Source organism: Vibrio sp. 10N, assembly GCF_036245475.1.
Taxonomy (GTDB): Bacteria; Pseudomonadota; Gammaproteobacteria; order Enterobacterales; family Vibrionaceae; genus Vibrio.
The window spans coordinates 1,110,494-1,125,976 of the sequence record NZ_BTPM01000001.1 but is presented as its reverse complement, the minus strand read 5'-3'; the positions used below and the strand labels follow the sequence as shown (position 1 = coordinate 1,125,976).

The window sequence follows — 15,483 nt, the reverse complement described above, 5'->3', positions numbered from 1 at the left end:
TATCCTGGCTCACACTATTGACGAATGGCCCACAGCTGCATGTCCAGCTCTGGATACAAACCTGAAAGATGAATGGCAATACCGCCGCTTGTTTTAAGTCGAGCCCAATACTGGCTCGTCTTGTCTAACTTGAAGTAGTGATAGCCTGCATGATATGGAACTTGCCTTGGCGCGGCTGGCAATGAAGCCACGGGCACACCTGAAAGCTGGTTATTAATAAGATCACGAATGTGCTCAACCGGTCCCACTTTGACTTGATTTGGGAATCGAGCGCGAAGCTCTTCGGTAGTGACGTCTGCTCTCACCGCAATAACGAACTCAGCTTGCTCAAGCAACTGCTTATCTTCTAGTCGACTGAATCTGATGCCATAGTGCGAACTCTCAAGTGGTAATTGATGCGCGGTTTGTTCAAGGACAGTGCCCATACTTTGGCTCAACGTCGTAAAGAGCTCACCAAGCGTTTGGCTGAGATTGTCGTGCTGATAAGATGGAAGTGTCGGCGTGCGCTTACTTTGATTGGAAAAGGTCGCTAGCTCACCCGCTAGCGCAGCGCACTGGGTATACAAAGATTCTGGATGAATCTGTTTGGTCGAAAGCACGTGTGACAGCACACCATCAAAGCGGTTAAGCACCTGTAACATGAGAAAATCAACGATAGAACTGGCACTACTTTGACTCGAACCAATACGACCAGCCAAAGAGTCAGCTCGCTGCTTTAACGTTCCATGTAAGTCGTTAAGCGAGCGCATGACTTCTTGATGAGCAGAACAGTTGAGCAACGGTGGGATATAGCGTTTATCGAGTACAACTGCTCCTTCTTCCGATACAGAGTGTATTCGTGCAATGGCAATAGTATCAAAACCTGCCAACGGCTCAGACTCTAACTTAAGCTCAGCATTCAGTCTTGCTATCTGAATGATTTCATTCGTATCCTCATTCAAGCTGGTATCGTTAACGCTCACCTCATCAACATAATATCGACATCGTGCTGTTTCGCGCTCTGCTAAGTTCTGCCCTGACGCAGTGGCAGACGGTACCGCTAAATAGATTACTTCATCGCGTACCTCACTCGTTAAAGACTTAGGTTTAGGCAATGAGTCACGCTCTGGCGACAGGACGCCCGCACCAGTTGGTAAGTAGCCATGAAAGCGGGTCAAAGCAAACTGGCCATTGGACAACAATGAATAGTCGATATCCAAATCATAGACCCCCCAAAAGTAAGGGTTCACAACTGCCAGACTTTGATAAAGGCGAGAATAAATGCTTCTCTCTTGCTGTTGAAAATGTTGAGGACGCAGAAACATACCTTCGTTCCATGCGACGCGGCAAAATTCACTCATACTGAAACCTAGTCAATGTTTAGTTGCTAATAAATACTGATAAATCACCGACATTTACGGTCACAGTGGAATAGCTAGTCGGGGATATCTCTACAATCTCTCTCCAACTCGCATTATCGATATCTTGATAAGCCACCAATATTCCGGCATATCTCACACCTGGTCTTAGAGAAATCGAATGTTTATATTCTTGCCCAGGTTCAAACTCAAACTCAGATTTTAAGATTAACTCCGGACCTAGAACACCGCTAGCATCATCAAATAATGTAAAGAAATCTTGGCTTTCAAACAGAGTCCTAGAAGAAAGCTCAAATACCCGCACAACAACAGGGGACGCTCGGCCATTAATATTAGGGTTCACATTTTCAGATACTTTAAAGTCCAATGTAGTATATGGATCGACCACATAATTAGCGACAGAGCAAGCGGATATAAAGTTCAAAGTTAAAATACAGATTACAAAACTTACTAGCTTATTCATTTTTATTCCTTTAACTCCGAGCTTTTAAGATATTGCTCATAGAACTTAGCAAAGTCTTCCATGTAGAAAGCATTAGTTTGATTTTCTATATCCTGCGTTATTTGCAAGTATGTTTTTTTGTAATACAACCATTGTTTGTTGCCTGAAAACAACGGCCAGCGATTAACACTCGATGACGACGAACTCAGCTTAGTATTGGCTTCGAGCTGCTTAGGATCGAGCAATTTCATCAATGCTGAGATTGCTCCGGTTACTCCGGCATGGAGCGCCTCTTCGTGACGTTCAAGATCGCGAAAGGCGGCTTTAATCGCTTTTTCAGGTGGTAGAAAACCGGTCGTTCTTCGAAGCAGTAAGTTATGCATTGCATCTTCAAAGTCTGAAGAGAATTTGAGTGGGTTGTTTTCTACTCTACGAAAGGTTGTTTGGTTGATCCTAGTGCTTTGTTTGAAAACAGAACGATTATGCAAAGTCGACATAATGCCCTCAACAGAGTCCCTAGTCACCACACCAAGTTGAAACCACCAACGCTCAGGGTTATCACTTGAAACGACACTTGGATCTATGCCTAGTCCTTTAAAAAACGCAGCTTGCGTGCTTTCTAATGTATGGTTTTCGGGTGACGAGATAGACTCAGCACGCCTTTGCGTTATGGGCGATAATAAAGTCATAGATTCCGACGCTACAGAGCTGTTATCTATCGAAGGCTCAAAATCTGGAAAACTGAACGCGTCGTCCGGAGCTGAATTGAGTACTGAATTTAAGCTCATCGTATCTGCGCACTCAAGCTCTTGCGGCTTCGGTTGGTCATGAACGTAGTGAGCTCTTTCATGGCAAAAAGGCTCATTTTTAGCCAACAAGTTGCTATCCGCCGCTGGTATAAATGCTTCATTGAACGGGATAGGCTGAATCGCCTGATCATTCCTCAAATGGTCAGTAGCACTGGCACTTTGATGCTGTGAAATAGCGGCTTCTATTTCGTAGTCACCAATCGCAATCACATCACCATGGGTAATGAGCTGTGGAAGGCCTTTTTTTATTGGCTCAACGGAGCGATTGAGAAAAACACCATTGGTCGACATATCATAGATATACGCACTATTATTAACGAGTTCTATTCGGGCATGATAAGAGGAAATAATCTTTTCTGGATCGCTCAACACCCAATCACAATTTTCACTTCGTCCCAATGTTAATTCCAGCTTTCCATCTAGAGCATTGAGAGTTTCACTTTCTACCACATTTGACGTGAAGCGATGATAACTCGTCACCGACAACCTTAATATCATTATTATTTTCCCATTCTGATAGTACACTGCTAGAAAGCATTAGCATGAAGTAATTAATGCAATACTAAATAATATTTATCTCGAAAAGCCCCTTAGATAATCAGCAGCGGCGACATTATTACATCAAGAATCTTTGCCAATCAACAATTGAATAACCTCTTTCATGCTGCTAGCATTTCCTTTAAATAATAATTCCAAGTTCAAATTACGAGTAGAACCTAAAAGTTGTAGAACTTAAAAATTGAAGCTAGACGACTTAAATCAATCATTAATATTTACCATTATAAATAGCACGCCAAATAGAGCCATAAATAACAATTTAGACATTTAAGCGCCACGGATAAAACGTCTAAATATTCATTATTGCTGATAATAAATTATGCGAAGTAAATCGCATTATTGCGTCCACAACTCACTATCGAGTCTAGGACAGCATCGAGGATTTTTGCCATTGACTAATAAGTGGCTAATTAAGTTGGATGTGAGGCATGGAAAAAGAAGAGACAAAAGCAACCAGTAGCGTTGGCTCAAATGAAGAGGCTAACAATATCAGTAAAGATAACAGCGATGAATCAACCCAGATACAATGCAGTACTAACACTCATGACACTTCCCCTCCCGTACACACGAGTACGAGTCAATTAGTAGGAAGAGTCATAAATGGGCGTTATGAACTGCTTGATTTAATTGGGCATGGCGGAATGTGTGATGTATACCGAGCAAAAGACTTGGTGCTAGAGGAAATGGGAGAAAACGACCCATATGTGGCGATAAAATTGTTGCAGCCCTCACTTCACGAATATGCTGATGCGACATCATTGCTCATTCGAGAAGCTCGAAAGACCCAACGCCTTAGCCACGACAACATCATTCGGGTCTTTGATTATGGGTTTGACGAGGAGTTGTGTTATTTAGTAATGGAATGGTTAGATGGTCAAACACTAGACAATGTGATCAAAAGCCATCGACCGAATGGACTTCCTTATCAGCAGGCTATGGCAATTCTCAGCCAAATTCTGTCTGCACTGATCTATGCCCATAAACATGGCGTGATCCACGCCGACCTGAAACCAGGCAACATAATGCTTAGCCGTGATGGAAGTATAAAGATCTTTGATTTTGGGGTATCTCACACAGTTTCCAATCCCGTTCACCCCTCATGCACTAACGATTCAGTACCTTCTGATGTTAGCGGCTATACCCCTATATACGCGACTCCCGAATTACTTAAAGGGCAAACCCCGTGCTCTGATGATGATGTTTTTGCATTTTGCTGTATCGCCTATGAATTACTATCGAGTCGCCATCCCTTTGGCCGAAAAACCATCGAACAAGCGAATCGTGAACAATGGATCATTTCCAGGCCCAAACATATATCACGTCTCAAATGGCGAGCTCTTCGTTCTGGTCTCGAATACACTAAGAACGACCGTGAACGTTCACTTGATGCGTTGCACTCCGAGCTTACCAAACGACGCCTACCTAAATCATTAGCTATATTGGTTATGGCTGCTGTTTTGGTTGGTGGGGGATACGTCTACTCAGTTCAGCAAAAAACCGTTGGTGCACTACAAGCTAAAGTCAATCAGCAAGCAGGCCATTTAACATCGCTCGTTAATGTCTTTGATATGCCTACAGATGCCTTTTTTGCATCCTACTCGACAATGAGCGAAGCATTCACAATGCCAAAACAAGCATGGCTGCGTCAAAATCAGGCGACGGTCGTTGAACACTACGAAAGACTCGTTGAACAGCAACTTCGTAGCCGTGAGTCTCGATACCCGAATTATTACGCTATCGAAGATATCCTAACCGAAGCCAAGCAGTTTTATCCTGATTCGCACATGCTTAATAAGCTTACTAACTCCATCAATCAAAGTCTGCTGCGTACATTAGAAAGCCTGAAAAACAAACTTAACCAAGCGCTTGAACAAGGTGAGTTCCAATCGCAAGGTACTACCAACATCTATCAACTTCTCGATGACTTAAAGACGCTGCGCCATGATTACGTATTTGCACCTTCGTTATTGGCCCAACAAACCTTCGAGCAACAACTGGATAAAGCACTGTTAGAACGTAATGCGGAGTCTTTGGCAGATCTGATCCCAGCCGGTGAAACGTTTTTTAATCATAGCGAGCAGCAGCAGTCCTCACTTGCTGGCGCATTAGCATTAAAACAAGCCATCCTAGATTTGTCGGACTACAAATCAAACGTATCGAAGGGAGAGCAGCCCTTATTTCCTCATCACTCGGCATATTTGGTTTATCGCCCTCAATTAGAGACTTTCCACAAGCGTCTAGCTGAGCTGACACTCGTTTCACAGCTTGACGCTTTGGCCAGTGACGTTGAACGATTCGCCGAAAAAGTCCCTGATAATTTCTCACATCTCATCGATCTCAAACAAAACATGGCCAATCAATATCTCGCATTTTCTGAGTTACTGATTAAGAAACGCCTGACCAGAGAAGCGGCAAAGACGATGCAAAAAGCCCAAACATTACTCACTAACGTGCAGCAATCAAGAGTCAATGTTTACTGACAGTAAGGATTCGATTGCCACACAGCGAGCACTAACAAATACCTATGAACCACAAGGAATGATCTTCATGAAACTGTCACCGCTCTTTCTTACCCTGACAGCCTTAACTGTTGTTGGCTGTGCCAGCGACTCTAACACACTGACCTATACCGACCGATGTCTCACGCAAGACGCTTATGAAGCTCAGCTACCTGAACTTGTACTCTATGGCAGCCAAGCCGGACTCGTCAGTGACTACAGACAAACCAACGAAGCGCTTACCTCGATTTACAGTTCGCAAATTGATGATGCGACGCTCAACATTCAGTTTGATCAGCAAAGCAAGCAACTCTTTACGCGTAGTTACCAAAACCAATATGAGAGAGTTCTCGAACGTACTTATGCCGTTACTTGTAGCGATAAGGATTCATATTACGGAACCGGGTTTGTGGCTCGGAAAGTAGAGGGGGGATTACTAATATGGGAAAAAAGCTCTGAGATGACGGCTTTGCCAAACGACATGTGGGTGTTCTACCAGAGTGGCTACTTCCCTATCCCGTCAGCCAAACTATCTCGCTCACTCTTCAAAGAAAGCAAAGGTGCCGATGTTGCCGAACTTCAACGAATACTCAACTTAGTTCTAAACTCTGAAAAGAAACTCACCCCAGATGGCAGTTTCGGTTGGCAAACACGACAAGCTGTAAAGGAATTCCAGCAAACACATGAGCTCTACCAAGATGGTGTTGTTGGTCAAAAAACCTGGGAGGCCATCGTTAATGAGATAGACAAGCTTTCCAATTCCGCTATCGATTGATGGGGTTCTTAATCGACCAGACGAATGAGGGAATGCCACCTTTTAAAGCACGCTCATAAAGGTGGCAGTCAAACTTAGAAGCTATAACGAACGCCAATACCCGCGCCAATGCCTAACTTAAGATCGCTGTTATCAAACATTAGGTTTGGTGTGAGCTGTGCGTAGCCGTCCCAGTTTCTGGCGAACGGAAGTTCCACACCGAGTGCGATACGAGGACCAAATTTATCTGAACGCTTGATCTGACCACCGACACCGGCATACCAATTGAATGGTACGTCACCACCGAAACTGCCACGGTTAAAGATATAGTCTGCTGCGATGCCATCGTTGCCTACAGCAAAATTAACCGTGTTATTAATCTGACCTACGATACTCAATCCTTGGTCAAATCCCATACCTAGCTTAAAGCCAGAGCTGCCACCACGACGAGAGGACGATTTAGCACTTGATTTTGACTTCTGAGCAGACGCCGTTTGCTTCGGTGCTGATTGCTTTGATGTTGACGTCGTCGTAGACGTTGTAGCTGGCGCTTGATCTTCTTCAACGATTTGCCATTGCTCTTCACCACCCGCGGTAGTATTAGCAGAAGCAAAAGAGGGGCTAAGGATAAGCATTGCAACGGTCGCTACAATACATGCTGTGTTTTTCATACTCGTAATCTTATGTTTGCTGCTCTTAGTTCTGGTAAAGAGCTTGTGAATGTAATGTTGGCCGCATTCTAGAAGCTAGAAACATTGCTATGTCAACGTAGAGCAAATATAGAGCAAGAATAATGAAGAACAAGTTGGGCACGTACAGCACCCAACTGATACGGTCGAACAAACCAATATGAAAGAATGGTACAACTGACTTTAATATTTAACAGTCTTGATCGGTTTTGTTGAAAATTAACGACACTGAATTGACACAGAAACGCTGTCCAGTAGTCTGTGGTCCATCCTCAAAAACGTGACCTAAATGACTATCACAGGCACTGCAACGTATCTCTACACGCACCATACCGTGACTGTGATCATCTAAATAGCGAATTGCGGACTCACTTACTGGTGCATCAAAGCTCGGCCACCCACACCCAGAGTCGTACTTATTAGCAGAGTGAAACAAAGCCGCCTGACAGCAAGTACAGTGATAAAGCCCGGTATCCTTATTGTGGAGCAGCTTACCGGTAAATGGGGCTTCGGTACCTTGCTGACGACAAACACGATATTGCTCTTCGGTAAGAGTCTCACGCCAGTGTTGGTCTGGCTTAGCTCTGTTTTTGTTTTCCCCAGTCATCTCCTTTACACCCTCTTTTTTATTGTCTACATTTTAATCAGTGCACACTTATTACGCGAAATAAACTTGGTTGTAGCACATTGTTGTCAATTACCAACGCAAGTGTGTCTAACATGTTAACCCACCTTGTCCCCAAGGTTAAATACATCAAGCAAATCATTACAGAGTCACGGGCTAAGTTCAAAAAAACGTCATTTAATACCGAATGTTAAGAAAAGCGACACTTTTTTTTGACTTTAGACAAATTAATTTCGATTATCTATTGAAGTTAGTGACTGGATTCTGTAATTTTACTACCAGTTATCTTTAAACAGAAATTAAGTTGTGGAGCAACTATAATGACTATCAAAGTAGGTATTAACGGTTTTGGCCGTATCGGTCGTTTCGTATTTCGTGCAGCGCAAGAGCGCAACGACATCGAAGTAGTAGGTATTAACGATCTAATCGACGTTGAGTACATGGCATACATGCTTAAGTACGATTCAACTCACGGCCGTTTCAACGGTACTGTTGAAGTTGAAGGCGGTAACCTAATCGTTAACGGCAAAACTGTACGTGTAACTGCAGAGCGCAACCCAGAAGACCTAAAATGGGACGCAATCGACGTTGACGTTGTAGCTGAAGCAACTGGTCTTTTCCTAACTGACGAGACAGCACGTAAGCACATCACTGCTGGCGCGAAGAAAGTTGTACTAACTGGCCCTTCTAAAGACGCTACTCCAATGTTCGTAATGGGCGTTAACCAAGACACTTACGCTGGTCAAGACATCGTTTCTAACGCTTCTTGTACTACTAACTGTCTAGCGCCTATCGCTAAAGTTCTTAACGACGAGTTCGGTATCGAATCTGGTCTTATGACTACAGTTCACGCTACTACAGCGACTCAAAAAACTGTAGACGGTCCTTCTGCTAAAGACTGGCGCGGTGGTCGTGGTGCTTCTCAGAACATCATCCCATCTTCAACTGGTGCTGCTAAAGCTGTAGGCGTTGTTCTTCCAGAACTAAACGGCAAACTAACTGGTATGGCTTTCCGCGTACCAACTGCTAACGTTTCTGTAGTTGACCTAACTGTTAACCTTAAGAACGGTGCATCTTACGAAGCTATCTGTGCAGCTATGAAAGCAGCATCTGAAGGCGCTCTTAAAGGTGTTCTAGGTTACACTGAAGACCAAGTTGTTTCTCAAGACTTCATCGGCGAAGTTCAAACTTCAGTATTCGATGCTAAAGCTGGTATCGCTCTAACTGACAACTTCGTTAAAGTTGTATCTTGGTACGACAACGAAATCGGTTACTCAAACAAAGTTCTAGACCTAATCGCTCACATCTCTAAGTAATGTAAGCTTTTAGCTGAATATTTGTAATAAAGGCGACTCATAGGGTCGCCTTTTTAGTATCTGTTTCTGGGTCCATTCGACACCTGGGAGCTATCCCCTCTCCCTAGGAACCAGAGACTTAACCTAGGAAGTTACACTATGGATTTGTCTGTTTTACCTACCCTGACCGTTCTCTCTGACTATGTCACTATCACTCAAATTGGTGACAATAAAGTGGTTCGCGTTCTTCATCCTAAAGCTTCAGCTGCCATCTCTCTTCACGGCGGTCATGTCATTTCATTTAAGCCAGAAGGCCAAGAAGATCTGATTTGGATGAGCAAAGACGCTATCTTTGATAACAAAGCGGCCCTACGCGGCGGTATTCCAGTTTGTTGGCCTTGGTTCGGCCGAGCGGCAGCACCGGCTCACGGTTTTGCGCGCAACAGTACTTGGGAGCTCATCGAGCACCGCGAAAATGAACAAGGCGTGATTGTTAGCCTTGGCCTTACCGACAGTGACGCTACCCGTGATATCTGGCCACATAAATTCCAGCTAGTCTTAAACGTGGAAGTGAGCGATTCATTAAATGTGTCTCTAAATATCACCAACACTGACTCCACTTCATGGCGTTTCTCAGGCGCTCTGCACACCTACCTCAATCTAGGTGATATCGAAAAGATGGAAGTCACGGGTATGGGCTCTAGCTACATTGACGGTCTACTTGATGGCAAAGTGTGTGAAGGCCAAGAGGTGCTGACACTTACCGATACCATCGACCGCGTTTACACCGCCCCATCTGATGAAATCGTACTGCATGACAACGCATTTGATCGCAAGCTGGCAGTCTGCAATAGCGGAGACAACTCAGCAGTACTTTGGAACCCTTGGAAACAAGGCGCGGAGTCTATGGGTGACATGAACAACGATGGCTACCTCAACATGTTCTGTATCGAGTCGACGCTTCATGCTGACTCGCTCGAAGCTGGCAAAGAGCTCGCACCGGGCGAAAGCCACCAACTAGCAACACAGATTTTCATCAAGTAATCTGCGAACCTGAAGGAATTCAGACGACTGAATTGCTTCCCTTCCTTGATATGGTTAGACTTACGAAAATTTTCGTTGAGTCTAACCTATGTCTTATCAATGCCCGCTGTGTCAGCAGCCGCTCGCTCTAGACGAGCGCAGTTATCGCTGTAGCAATAATCACCAGTTCGACAAAGCCAAAGAAGGTTATGTCAATCTTATGCCCGTGCAACACAAGCGTTCAAAAGATCCTGGTGACAACAAAGAGATGATGCAAGCAAGACGCACCTTTTTGGCTCACGATTTCTACGCGCCGATGAGAAACAAAGTCGCCGACACATTACGCGCATCGTTGAACGTAACCAAAGGTAATATTCTCGATATCGGTTGTGGCGAAGGGTACTACACCAGCTACTTTGCCGACGAGCTAGCTGGCGATAACCCTGAGTTTTCTGTCTATGGTCTCGATATTTCCAAAGTCGCGGTTCGCTACGGAGCAAAGCGCTACGATAAGGTTAACTTTTGCGTTGCCTCCAGTCATAAGCTACCTTTTTCTGAAGAGAGTCTTGCCGCGGTGATTCGTATTTACGCGCCGTGCAAACATGAAGAGTTGCGCCGCTGTATCGAAGCTGATGGGCTGATGATCACCGTCACTCCGGGTAGCCATCACCTATATGAGCTGCGCGAACTAATCTATCAAGATGTGAGACTTCACGATGAAGCCGCTGAAGTGATTGAGGGTTTCGACCTAGTTTCTGAAGCTAAGCTCGACTACACAATGAACCTTAACGGCCAGCAAGCGTATGACCTTTTGCAAATGACACCATTTGCTTGGAAAGCTAACCAAGAGTTAAGAGAGAAGCTGAAACAAACCGAGCACTTCGACTGTCGTGCCGATTTTATGGTAAGAGTATATCGCAAGGGTTAAACTAAAGACGCCAATTGGTAATGATATTAATTTTCAATTGCATTGAGTCACATGTGGATCTCGTTTACCATACTGCTTCCAAGATAGCCTTCCATTGAAGGCTATTTTTTATTAAAGAGAGTCCCTATGAAAGCTTACCCTATCGCACTGTCACTCGCTCTGCTCGCCGGTTGTAGCAGCGCGCCCTCAAATGACCTGTCCAAACCAGCTCAAACCGTTGATTCCTTCTACGATTATCAACTGTATTCTCCACAAGGTTTAGCTGTGTCGCTTTCATCATTGCCGGACCAACTAACAAACGCCGATGTTATCCTCGTTGGCGAGTGGCACACCCACAGTGGCGTGCACCGCTTTCAGACCGATCTTCTAAAGCAGCTTGTAAATAATAACGAAAAGCTTGCGCTTTCGATGGAGCAGTTCACGCGCGATAAGCAGCCTATCGTGGATCAATATTTGAAATCGGAAATTGGCGAACAGATGCTGATCCGCGAAGGAAAGGCTTGGCCAAACTACGAAAGCGATTATCGCCCGCTTGTGGAATTTGCCAAAAACAACCAACTCGACATTATTGCCAGTAATGCCCCCAAAAACTTTGTCCGTTGTATTGGGCGTGAAGGTCTTAACTACTTGGAAAAGTTAGACGCTGACGAGCGAGCGTTTGTTGCAAAACGCATTGATACCTCTTCTTCAGCATACAAAGACAAGTTCATGGCCTCGATGCACCATGGCGATAGCGAGCAAACCGAGCGCCAATATGCCGCTCAATTGACATGGGACGCGACGATGGCTGAGAGCATCGTCAACTACATCAGCCAGCACCCTGGCACGCAAGTCATGCACATTGCTGGTAAATTTCACACTGAGCAGGGACTCGGTACGGCAGCGCAAATACAAGCGCTAGCGCCAAATCTTAGCGTCGCTGTAATAACCCCGGTCGCCGATATAAACGGTGAATCAAAAGACTTTCAGCTAGCGGTTCTTGCTCCACCTGTACGTTACGTCCAAAAAGAGAATCAAATGCAAGCCTACAAGCACCTATATAAACGCAGCGACACACTGACTTGCGACTAGCTCATATGACTCAATAGGCACGCTTTTTGGCGTGCTTATTGCTTGGCTATCAATGATAAACAGGTTCTATGTCTCAACCAGAGAAATTTTTATAAAGATTTTGCCATGAATGACGACATAGTAATTGATAGCACTAATGGAGATAGCTATGCAGAGCGTCAATTCCGGCATGTCTGCGCCAACCAGCCAGCTTGGCAATGCCGCAGCAAACACCATCAAACCAGCAGACTCAGATGGCAATGCTTTGCCGACACCGCAGGGTGAGCGCGGCAGCGACAGTGTATCTATCTCACCTCAAGCCAAGGCACTGTTTGCACAAGAAAAGTCAGCGCCAGAAAAACCAGTGGCGGGCGACAAACCAGTTAAGGAAGACCAAGACGAAGGGATGAGCAAATCTGTCACCTCTTTTGCTCACGGTGCGTTGGGTATGGATCACCCTGATGATCTGGAAGAACAAAAAGACACATCCTATTCTGCAGGTCAGTATGCCTCGGCAGCCGTTACCATAGGTGCGTTGATACTTGCATTGGTATAACCGACGTTTGTGGTCACGATAGAGAAGTCGATTTGAGCGTTCGATGTTAGTCAAATGATAATGATGTTATTTGACTTAGAAAACATCGAATGGAACGTTACTTTAAACTCATTGATAAGCCGACCTTTTTTGGGGCTATCGCTCTTTTACTCGCAGTCATCATTCCGCTGATCCTCTTCCCAGAGCAAGGCGCTGACATCATTGCACAAGCAAAACTGATTATGACCGACAAGTTCGGTTTCCTATATCTAGCACTTGGTCTCGCTGCCCTCTTTTTCATGATATTCATCATTTTCAGCGATATTGGCCAAATCAAACTCGGTGATCCTGACGAAGCTCCGGAGTTTAAGACCTCATCTTGGGCTGCCATGCTGTTTTGTGGCGGTATCGGTGCCAGTATCCTGTACTGGGGCTGCATTGAATGGGCATACTACTATCAGTCCCCACCCTTTCAACTAGAGCCAGGCAGTGAAGAAGCGATCCGCTGGGCTGCAACCTACGGCATCTTCCACTGGGGGCCTATCGCTTGGGCAATCTACCTGATCCCTGCACTGCCTATCGCTTACTTCTTCTATGTTCGTAAGCAGCCTGCACTTAAGGTATCGAGCGCACTTATTCCCGTCATTGGCGAGAAACATACCAATGGCGCGCTGGGTAAATTGATTGATGTGTTGTTCATTTTCGGTCTTCTTGGCGGCGCAGCAACGACTTTGGGTCTGGCGGCACCGCTTATCAGTGAAGGTCTGAGTGTTCTGTTTGGCTTGCCACAAACGACTTATACCCAAATTGGTGTGTTAGCTATCTGTACTGCAATTTTTGCTTACTCTTCGTTCGCGGGTATGGAAAAAGGCATCAAGATCCTCAGCAACATCAACTTCTGGGGGGCGATGCTATTGCTCGCTGTCGTTTTGCTGCTGGGTCCAACCATTTTCATCCTGGAGACTGGCCTAGACTCAATCGGCCGCATGATGTCGAACTTCTTTGTGATGGCAACATGGGCGGAGCCTTTCGGTGGCTACGGCAGCTTTGATGATACCCATTTTCCACAAGACTGGACTATTTTCTATTGGGCTTGGTGGTTAGTATTTGCACCAAGTATGGGGCTGTTTGTGGCCAGAATTTCACGAGGACGCACCATCAAGCAAATGGTCGCAGGCTCGCTATTCTTTGGTTCATGCGGCTGCTTCTTGTTCTTTATTATCCTAGGCAACTATGGCTTGTCGCTGCAGCTTTCTGGACAACTCGACATTGTCAGTATTTTGAATGAACACGGCGCAACTAAAGCGATCTTCTCGATGCTTTCGGAGCTGCCATTCTCTTGGTTCATCATTCTACTATTCACGCTGCTGTGTATAATTTTTACCGCAACCACGTTCGACTCTATCTCTTATATTCTGGCGTCTGTGGTGCAAAAAGATGTGACCCAAGAGCCGATGCGTTGGAACCGTCTATTCTGGGCATTCACGCTAAGCTTTATGCCTGCGGTACTGATGTTCTTAGGTGGATTAAGTACACTGCAAACCGCTGCCATTGTTGGCGGTCTGCCGCTACTTGGTATCGCTGTGATGCTGATGATTTCTGCCGTGAAAGCCACGACGCTGGACATTCGTCACCAAGAAGATTACGTCGAGCCAACCATCAATATTGAAGATCTGCCTGAGTTTGATCCTTGGTCTCATGAAGGTGTTGCGTTGGCACATTTTGAGAAATGCCGCGACGTTGCACAAGTCGCCGCCGACGAAGAGCGCGCGGCAATGCAAACACTGTTTAAAGTGAAAAAACGCATCCGCGCCTACGCACTTGAGCATTCTTCAGACGAAAACAAAGCGATCCCTGAAGAACTCCAACAACAGCTCGAAGAAGCGCTATGTGCACTCACTGAAGCACAAGACCACAAAGAGCAATCATCGCTAGCGGCGCAAGATGCTCGCTCACGCTTTACTGAAGTGTGTGCTGGTGCTTAAATTATCGATGACTAAAAATCAAAAAAGCAGGCTGTCTAGCCTGCTTTTTTATTGGATGAAACCTCACCATCGACAACTAGCGTGAAGGGTGATTGATAATGTGGTCTTCCCAGTCAACAACATCAATTTCATACACGACTTTGTTGCGAACACTTTCGCCTGCCGCGTGCATCGCTGACTTAGAACCGGTGATCAGAGGGTGCCACTCAGGGATCGACTTACCTTCTGAAAGCAAACGGTAAGAGCAGGTCTCTGGTAGCCAGTTGAACTCACTGATTTTGTCGCGAGTGAGCTTCAAGCACTCTTCGCCTGATTCAAAACGATTCGGGTAGTCTTTGCACGAGCACGTTTTGCTGTTAAGCCAGCTACAAGCAACATTGGTGTAGTAAACTTCATCGCTATCTTCATCCATGAGTTTATGCAGGCAACATTTACCGCAACCGTCACATAGAGATTCCCATTGTGATTCGCTCATTTCTTCAAGTGGCGTGGTTTCCCAAAACGCATTGCTCATTCGTGTTACCCTTTTCATCATTGGACGCGTTTTATACCTCTAGAGGCTAAAAACTGCAAGCATTGATGCATGATTCACATATGTACAATTCTAGCGCATCTGGTAAACTCGCCGCCTTCATTATCGAGGGTGTTAAGATGGATTGTCGATTAGGCTGCGGTGCGTGTTGTATCGCCCCAAGTATTTCTTCTGCTATTCCTGGTATGCCAAATGGCAAACCGAGTGGCGTACGCTGCGTTCAACTTGATGAAAACAACCTTTGTAAATTGTTTGGTAAGCCTGAACGTCCCGACGTTTGCTTGCGCTTCAAAGCCTGCCCTGACGTCTGCGGAGACAATGATCGTAAAGCGTTAGAAAACATTCTAGAGTTAGAGCGTTTGACTTAGCGCAGCCTCGCTTTCGCTTCATTTCCTAGGGACT

At 45.3% G+C, this 15,483-nt stretch carries 15 protein-coding genes; 9 read left to right on the top strand and 6 right to left on the bottom strand.

The genetic code is table 11. The features are described 5' to 3' along the window. Positions 1 to 14 precede the first annotated feature (14 nt). From tssK to tagH, 3 genes are read right to left on the bottom strand one after another with little or no spacing between them, the layout of a single operon-like run. Positions 15 to 1,340 (bottom strand): type VI secretion system baseplate subunit TssK, encoded by a 1,326-nt coding sequence (gene tssK / locus AAA946_RS05395; protein WP_338163942.1) that lies wholly within the window; start codon positions 1,338 to 1,340, stop codon positions 15 to 17. Positions 1,341 to 1,359: 19 nt separating this feature from the next. Continuing rightward, on the bottom strand, positions 1,360 to 1,821 hold the full coding sequence (tssJ, locus tag AAA946_RS05390; RefSeq protein ID WP_338163941.1) for a type VI secretion system lipoprotein TssJ: 462 nt from the start codon (positions 1,819 to 1,821) through the stop codon (positions 1,360 to 1,362). Between the two features lie 2 nt (positions 1,822 to 1,823). Next, complete coding sequence (gene tagH, locus AAA946_RS05385; protein ID WP_338163940.1) at positions 1,824 to 3,107, bottom strand: type VI secretion system-associated FHA domain protein TagH; 1,284 nt, start codon at positions 3,105 to 3,107, stop codon at positions 1,824 to 1,826. A gap of 488 nt (positions 3,108 to 3,595) precedes the next feature. On the opposite strand from tagH, the gene AAA946_RS05380 reads away from it, so the two are divergent. Further along, entirely contained in the window at positions 3,596 to 5,647 is a 2,052-nt protein-coding gene (locus AAA946_RS05380; protein WP_338163939.1) for a serine/threonine-protein kinase, read from the top strand. Between the two features lie 67 nt (positions 5,648 to 5,714). Beyond that, a complete protein-coding gene (locus tag AAA946_RS05375; RefSeq protein WP_338163938.1) occupies positions 5,715 to 6,440 on the top strand; it encodes a peptidoglycan-binding domain-containing protein in 726 nt (241 codons plus the stop codon). Between the two features lie 74 nt (positions 6,441 to 6,514). Here AAA946_RS05375 and AAA946_RS05370 read toward each other — a convergent pair whose 3' ends face one another. After that, positions 6,515 to 7,090 (bottom strand): hypothetical protein, encoded by a 576-nt coding sequence (locus AAA946_RS05370; RefSeq protein WP_338163937.1) that lies wholly within the window; start codon positions 7,088 to 7,090, stop codon positions 6,515 to 6,517. A 208-nt stretch (positions 7,091 to 7,298) separates the two neighbouring features. Continuing rightward, positions 7,299 to 7,715 carry a peptide-methionine (R)-S-oxide reductase MsrB gene (msrB, locus tag AAA946_RS05365; protein ID WP_338163936.1) on the bottom strand — a complete coding sequence of 139 codons (417 nt, stop codon included), beginning with the start codon at positions 7,713 to 7,715 and terminating at the stop codon, positions 7,299 to 7,301. A 338-nt stretch (positions 7,716 to 8,053) separates the two neighbouring features. Between msrB and gap the strand changes: the two genes are divergently transcribed. The 6 genes from gap (at position 8,054) to AAA946_RS05335 (ending at position 14,549) form a co-directional block, all read left to right on the top strand. Beyond that, positions 8,054 to 9,049, top strand: a complete 996-nt coding sequence (gap, locus tag AAA946_RS05360) for a type I glyceraldehyde-3-phosphate dehydrogenase (RefSeq protein ID WP_004748683.1) — start codon at positions 8,054 to 8,056, stop codon at positions 9,047 to 9,049. Between the two features lie 138 nt (positions 9,050 to 9,187). After that, positions 9,188 to 10,072 (top strand): D-hexose-6-phosphate mutarotase, encoded by an 885-nt coding sequence (locus AAA946_RS05355; protein WP_338163935.1) that lies wholly within the window; start codon positions 9,188 to 9,190, stop codon positions 10,070 to 10,072. Between the two features lie 88 nt (positions 10,073 to 10,160). After that, positions 10,161 to 10,979 carry a 23S rRNA (guanine(745)-N(1))-methyltransferase gene (gene rlmA / locus AAA946_RS05350; protein WP_338163934.1) on the top strand — a complete coding sequence of 273 codons (819 nt, stop codon included), beginning with the start codon at positions 10,161 to 10,163 and terminating at the stop codon, positions 10,977 to 10,979. A 126-nt stretch (positions 10,980 to 11,105) separates the two neighbouring features. After that, positions 11,106 to 12,050, top strand: a complete 945-nt coding sequence (locus AAA946_RS05345; protein WP_338163933.1) for a ChaN family lipoprotein — start codon at positions 11,106 to 11,108, stop codon at positions 12,048 to 12,050. Positions 12,051 to 12,198: 148 nt separating this feature from the next. Then, on the top strand, positions 12,199 to 12,585 hold the full coding sequence (locus AAA946_RS05340; protein ID WP_338163932.1) for a hypothetical protein: 387 nt from the start codon (positions 12,199 to 12,201) through the stop codon (positions 12,583 to 12,585). Positions 12,586 to 12,674: 89 nt separating this feature from the next. Then, positions 12,675 to 14,549, top strand: coding sequence for a BCCT family transporter (locus AAA946_RS05335; protein WP_338163931.1), 1,875 nt, complete (start codon positions 12,675 to 12,677; stop codon positions 14,547 to 14,549). Between the two features lie 76 nt (positions 14,550 to 14,625). Here AAA946_RS05335 and AAA946_RS05330 read toward each other — a convergent pair whose 3' ends face one another. Continuing rightward, positions 14,626 to 15,063: a YcgN family cysteine cluster protein gene (locus AAA946_RS05330; RefSeq protein WP_112461964.1), complete on the bottom strand. Its 438-nt coding sequence runs from the start codon at positions 15,061 to 15,063 to the stop codon at positions 14,626 to 14,628. A gap of 137 nt (positions 15,064 to 15,200) precedes the next feature. Here AAA946_RS05330 and AAA946_RS05325 point away from each other — a divergent pair, with 137 nt between their 5' ends. Continuing rightward, positions 15,201 to 15,449, top strand: a complete 249-nt coding sequence (locus AAA946_RS05325; protein ID WP_338165773.1) for a YkgJ family cysteine cluster protein — start codon at positions 15,201 to 15,203, stop codon at positions 15,447 to 15,449. Positions 15,450 to 15,483: the final 34 nt, after the last annotated feature.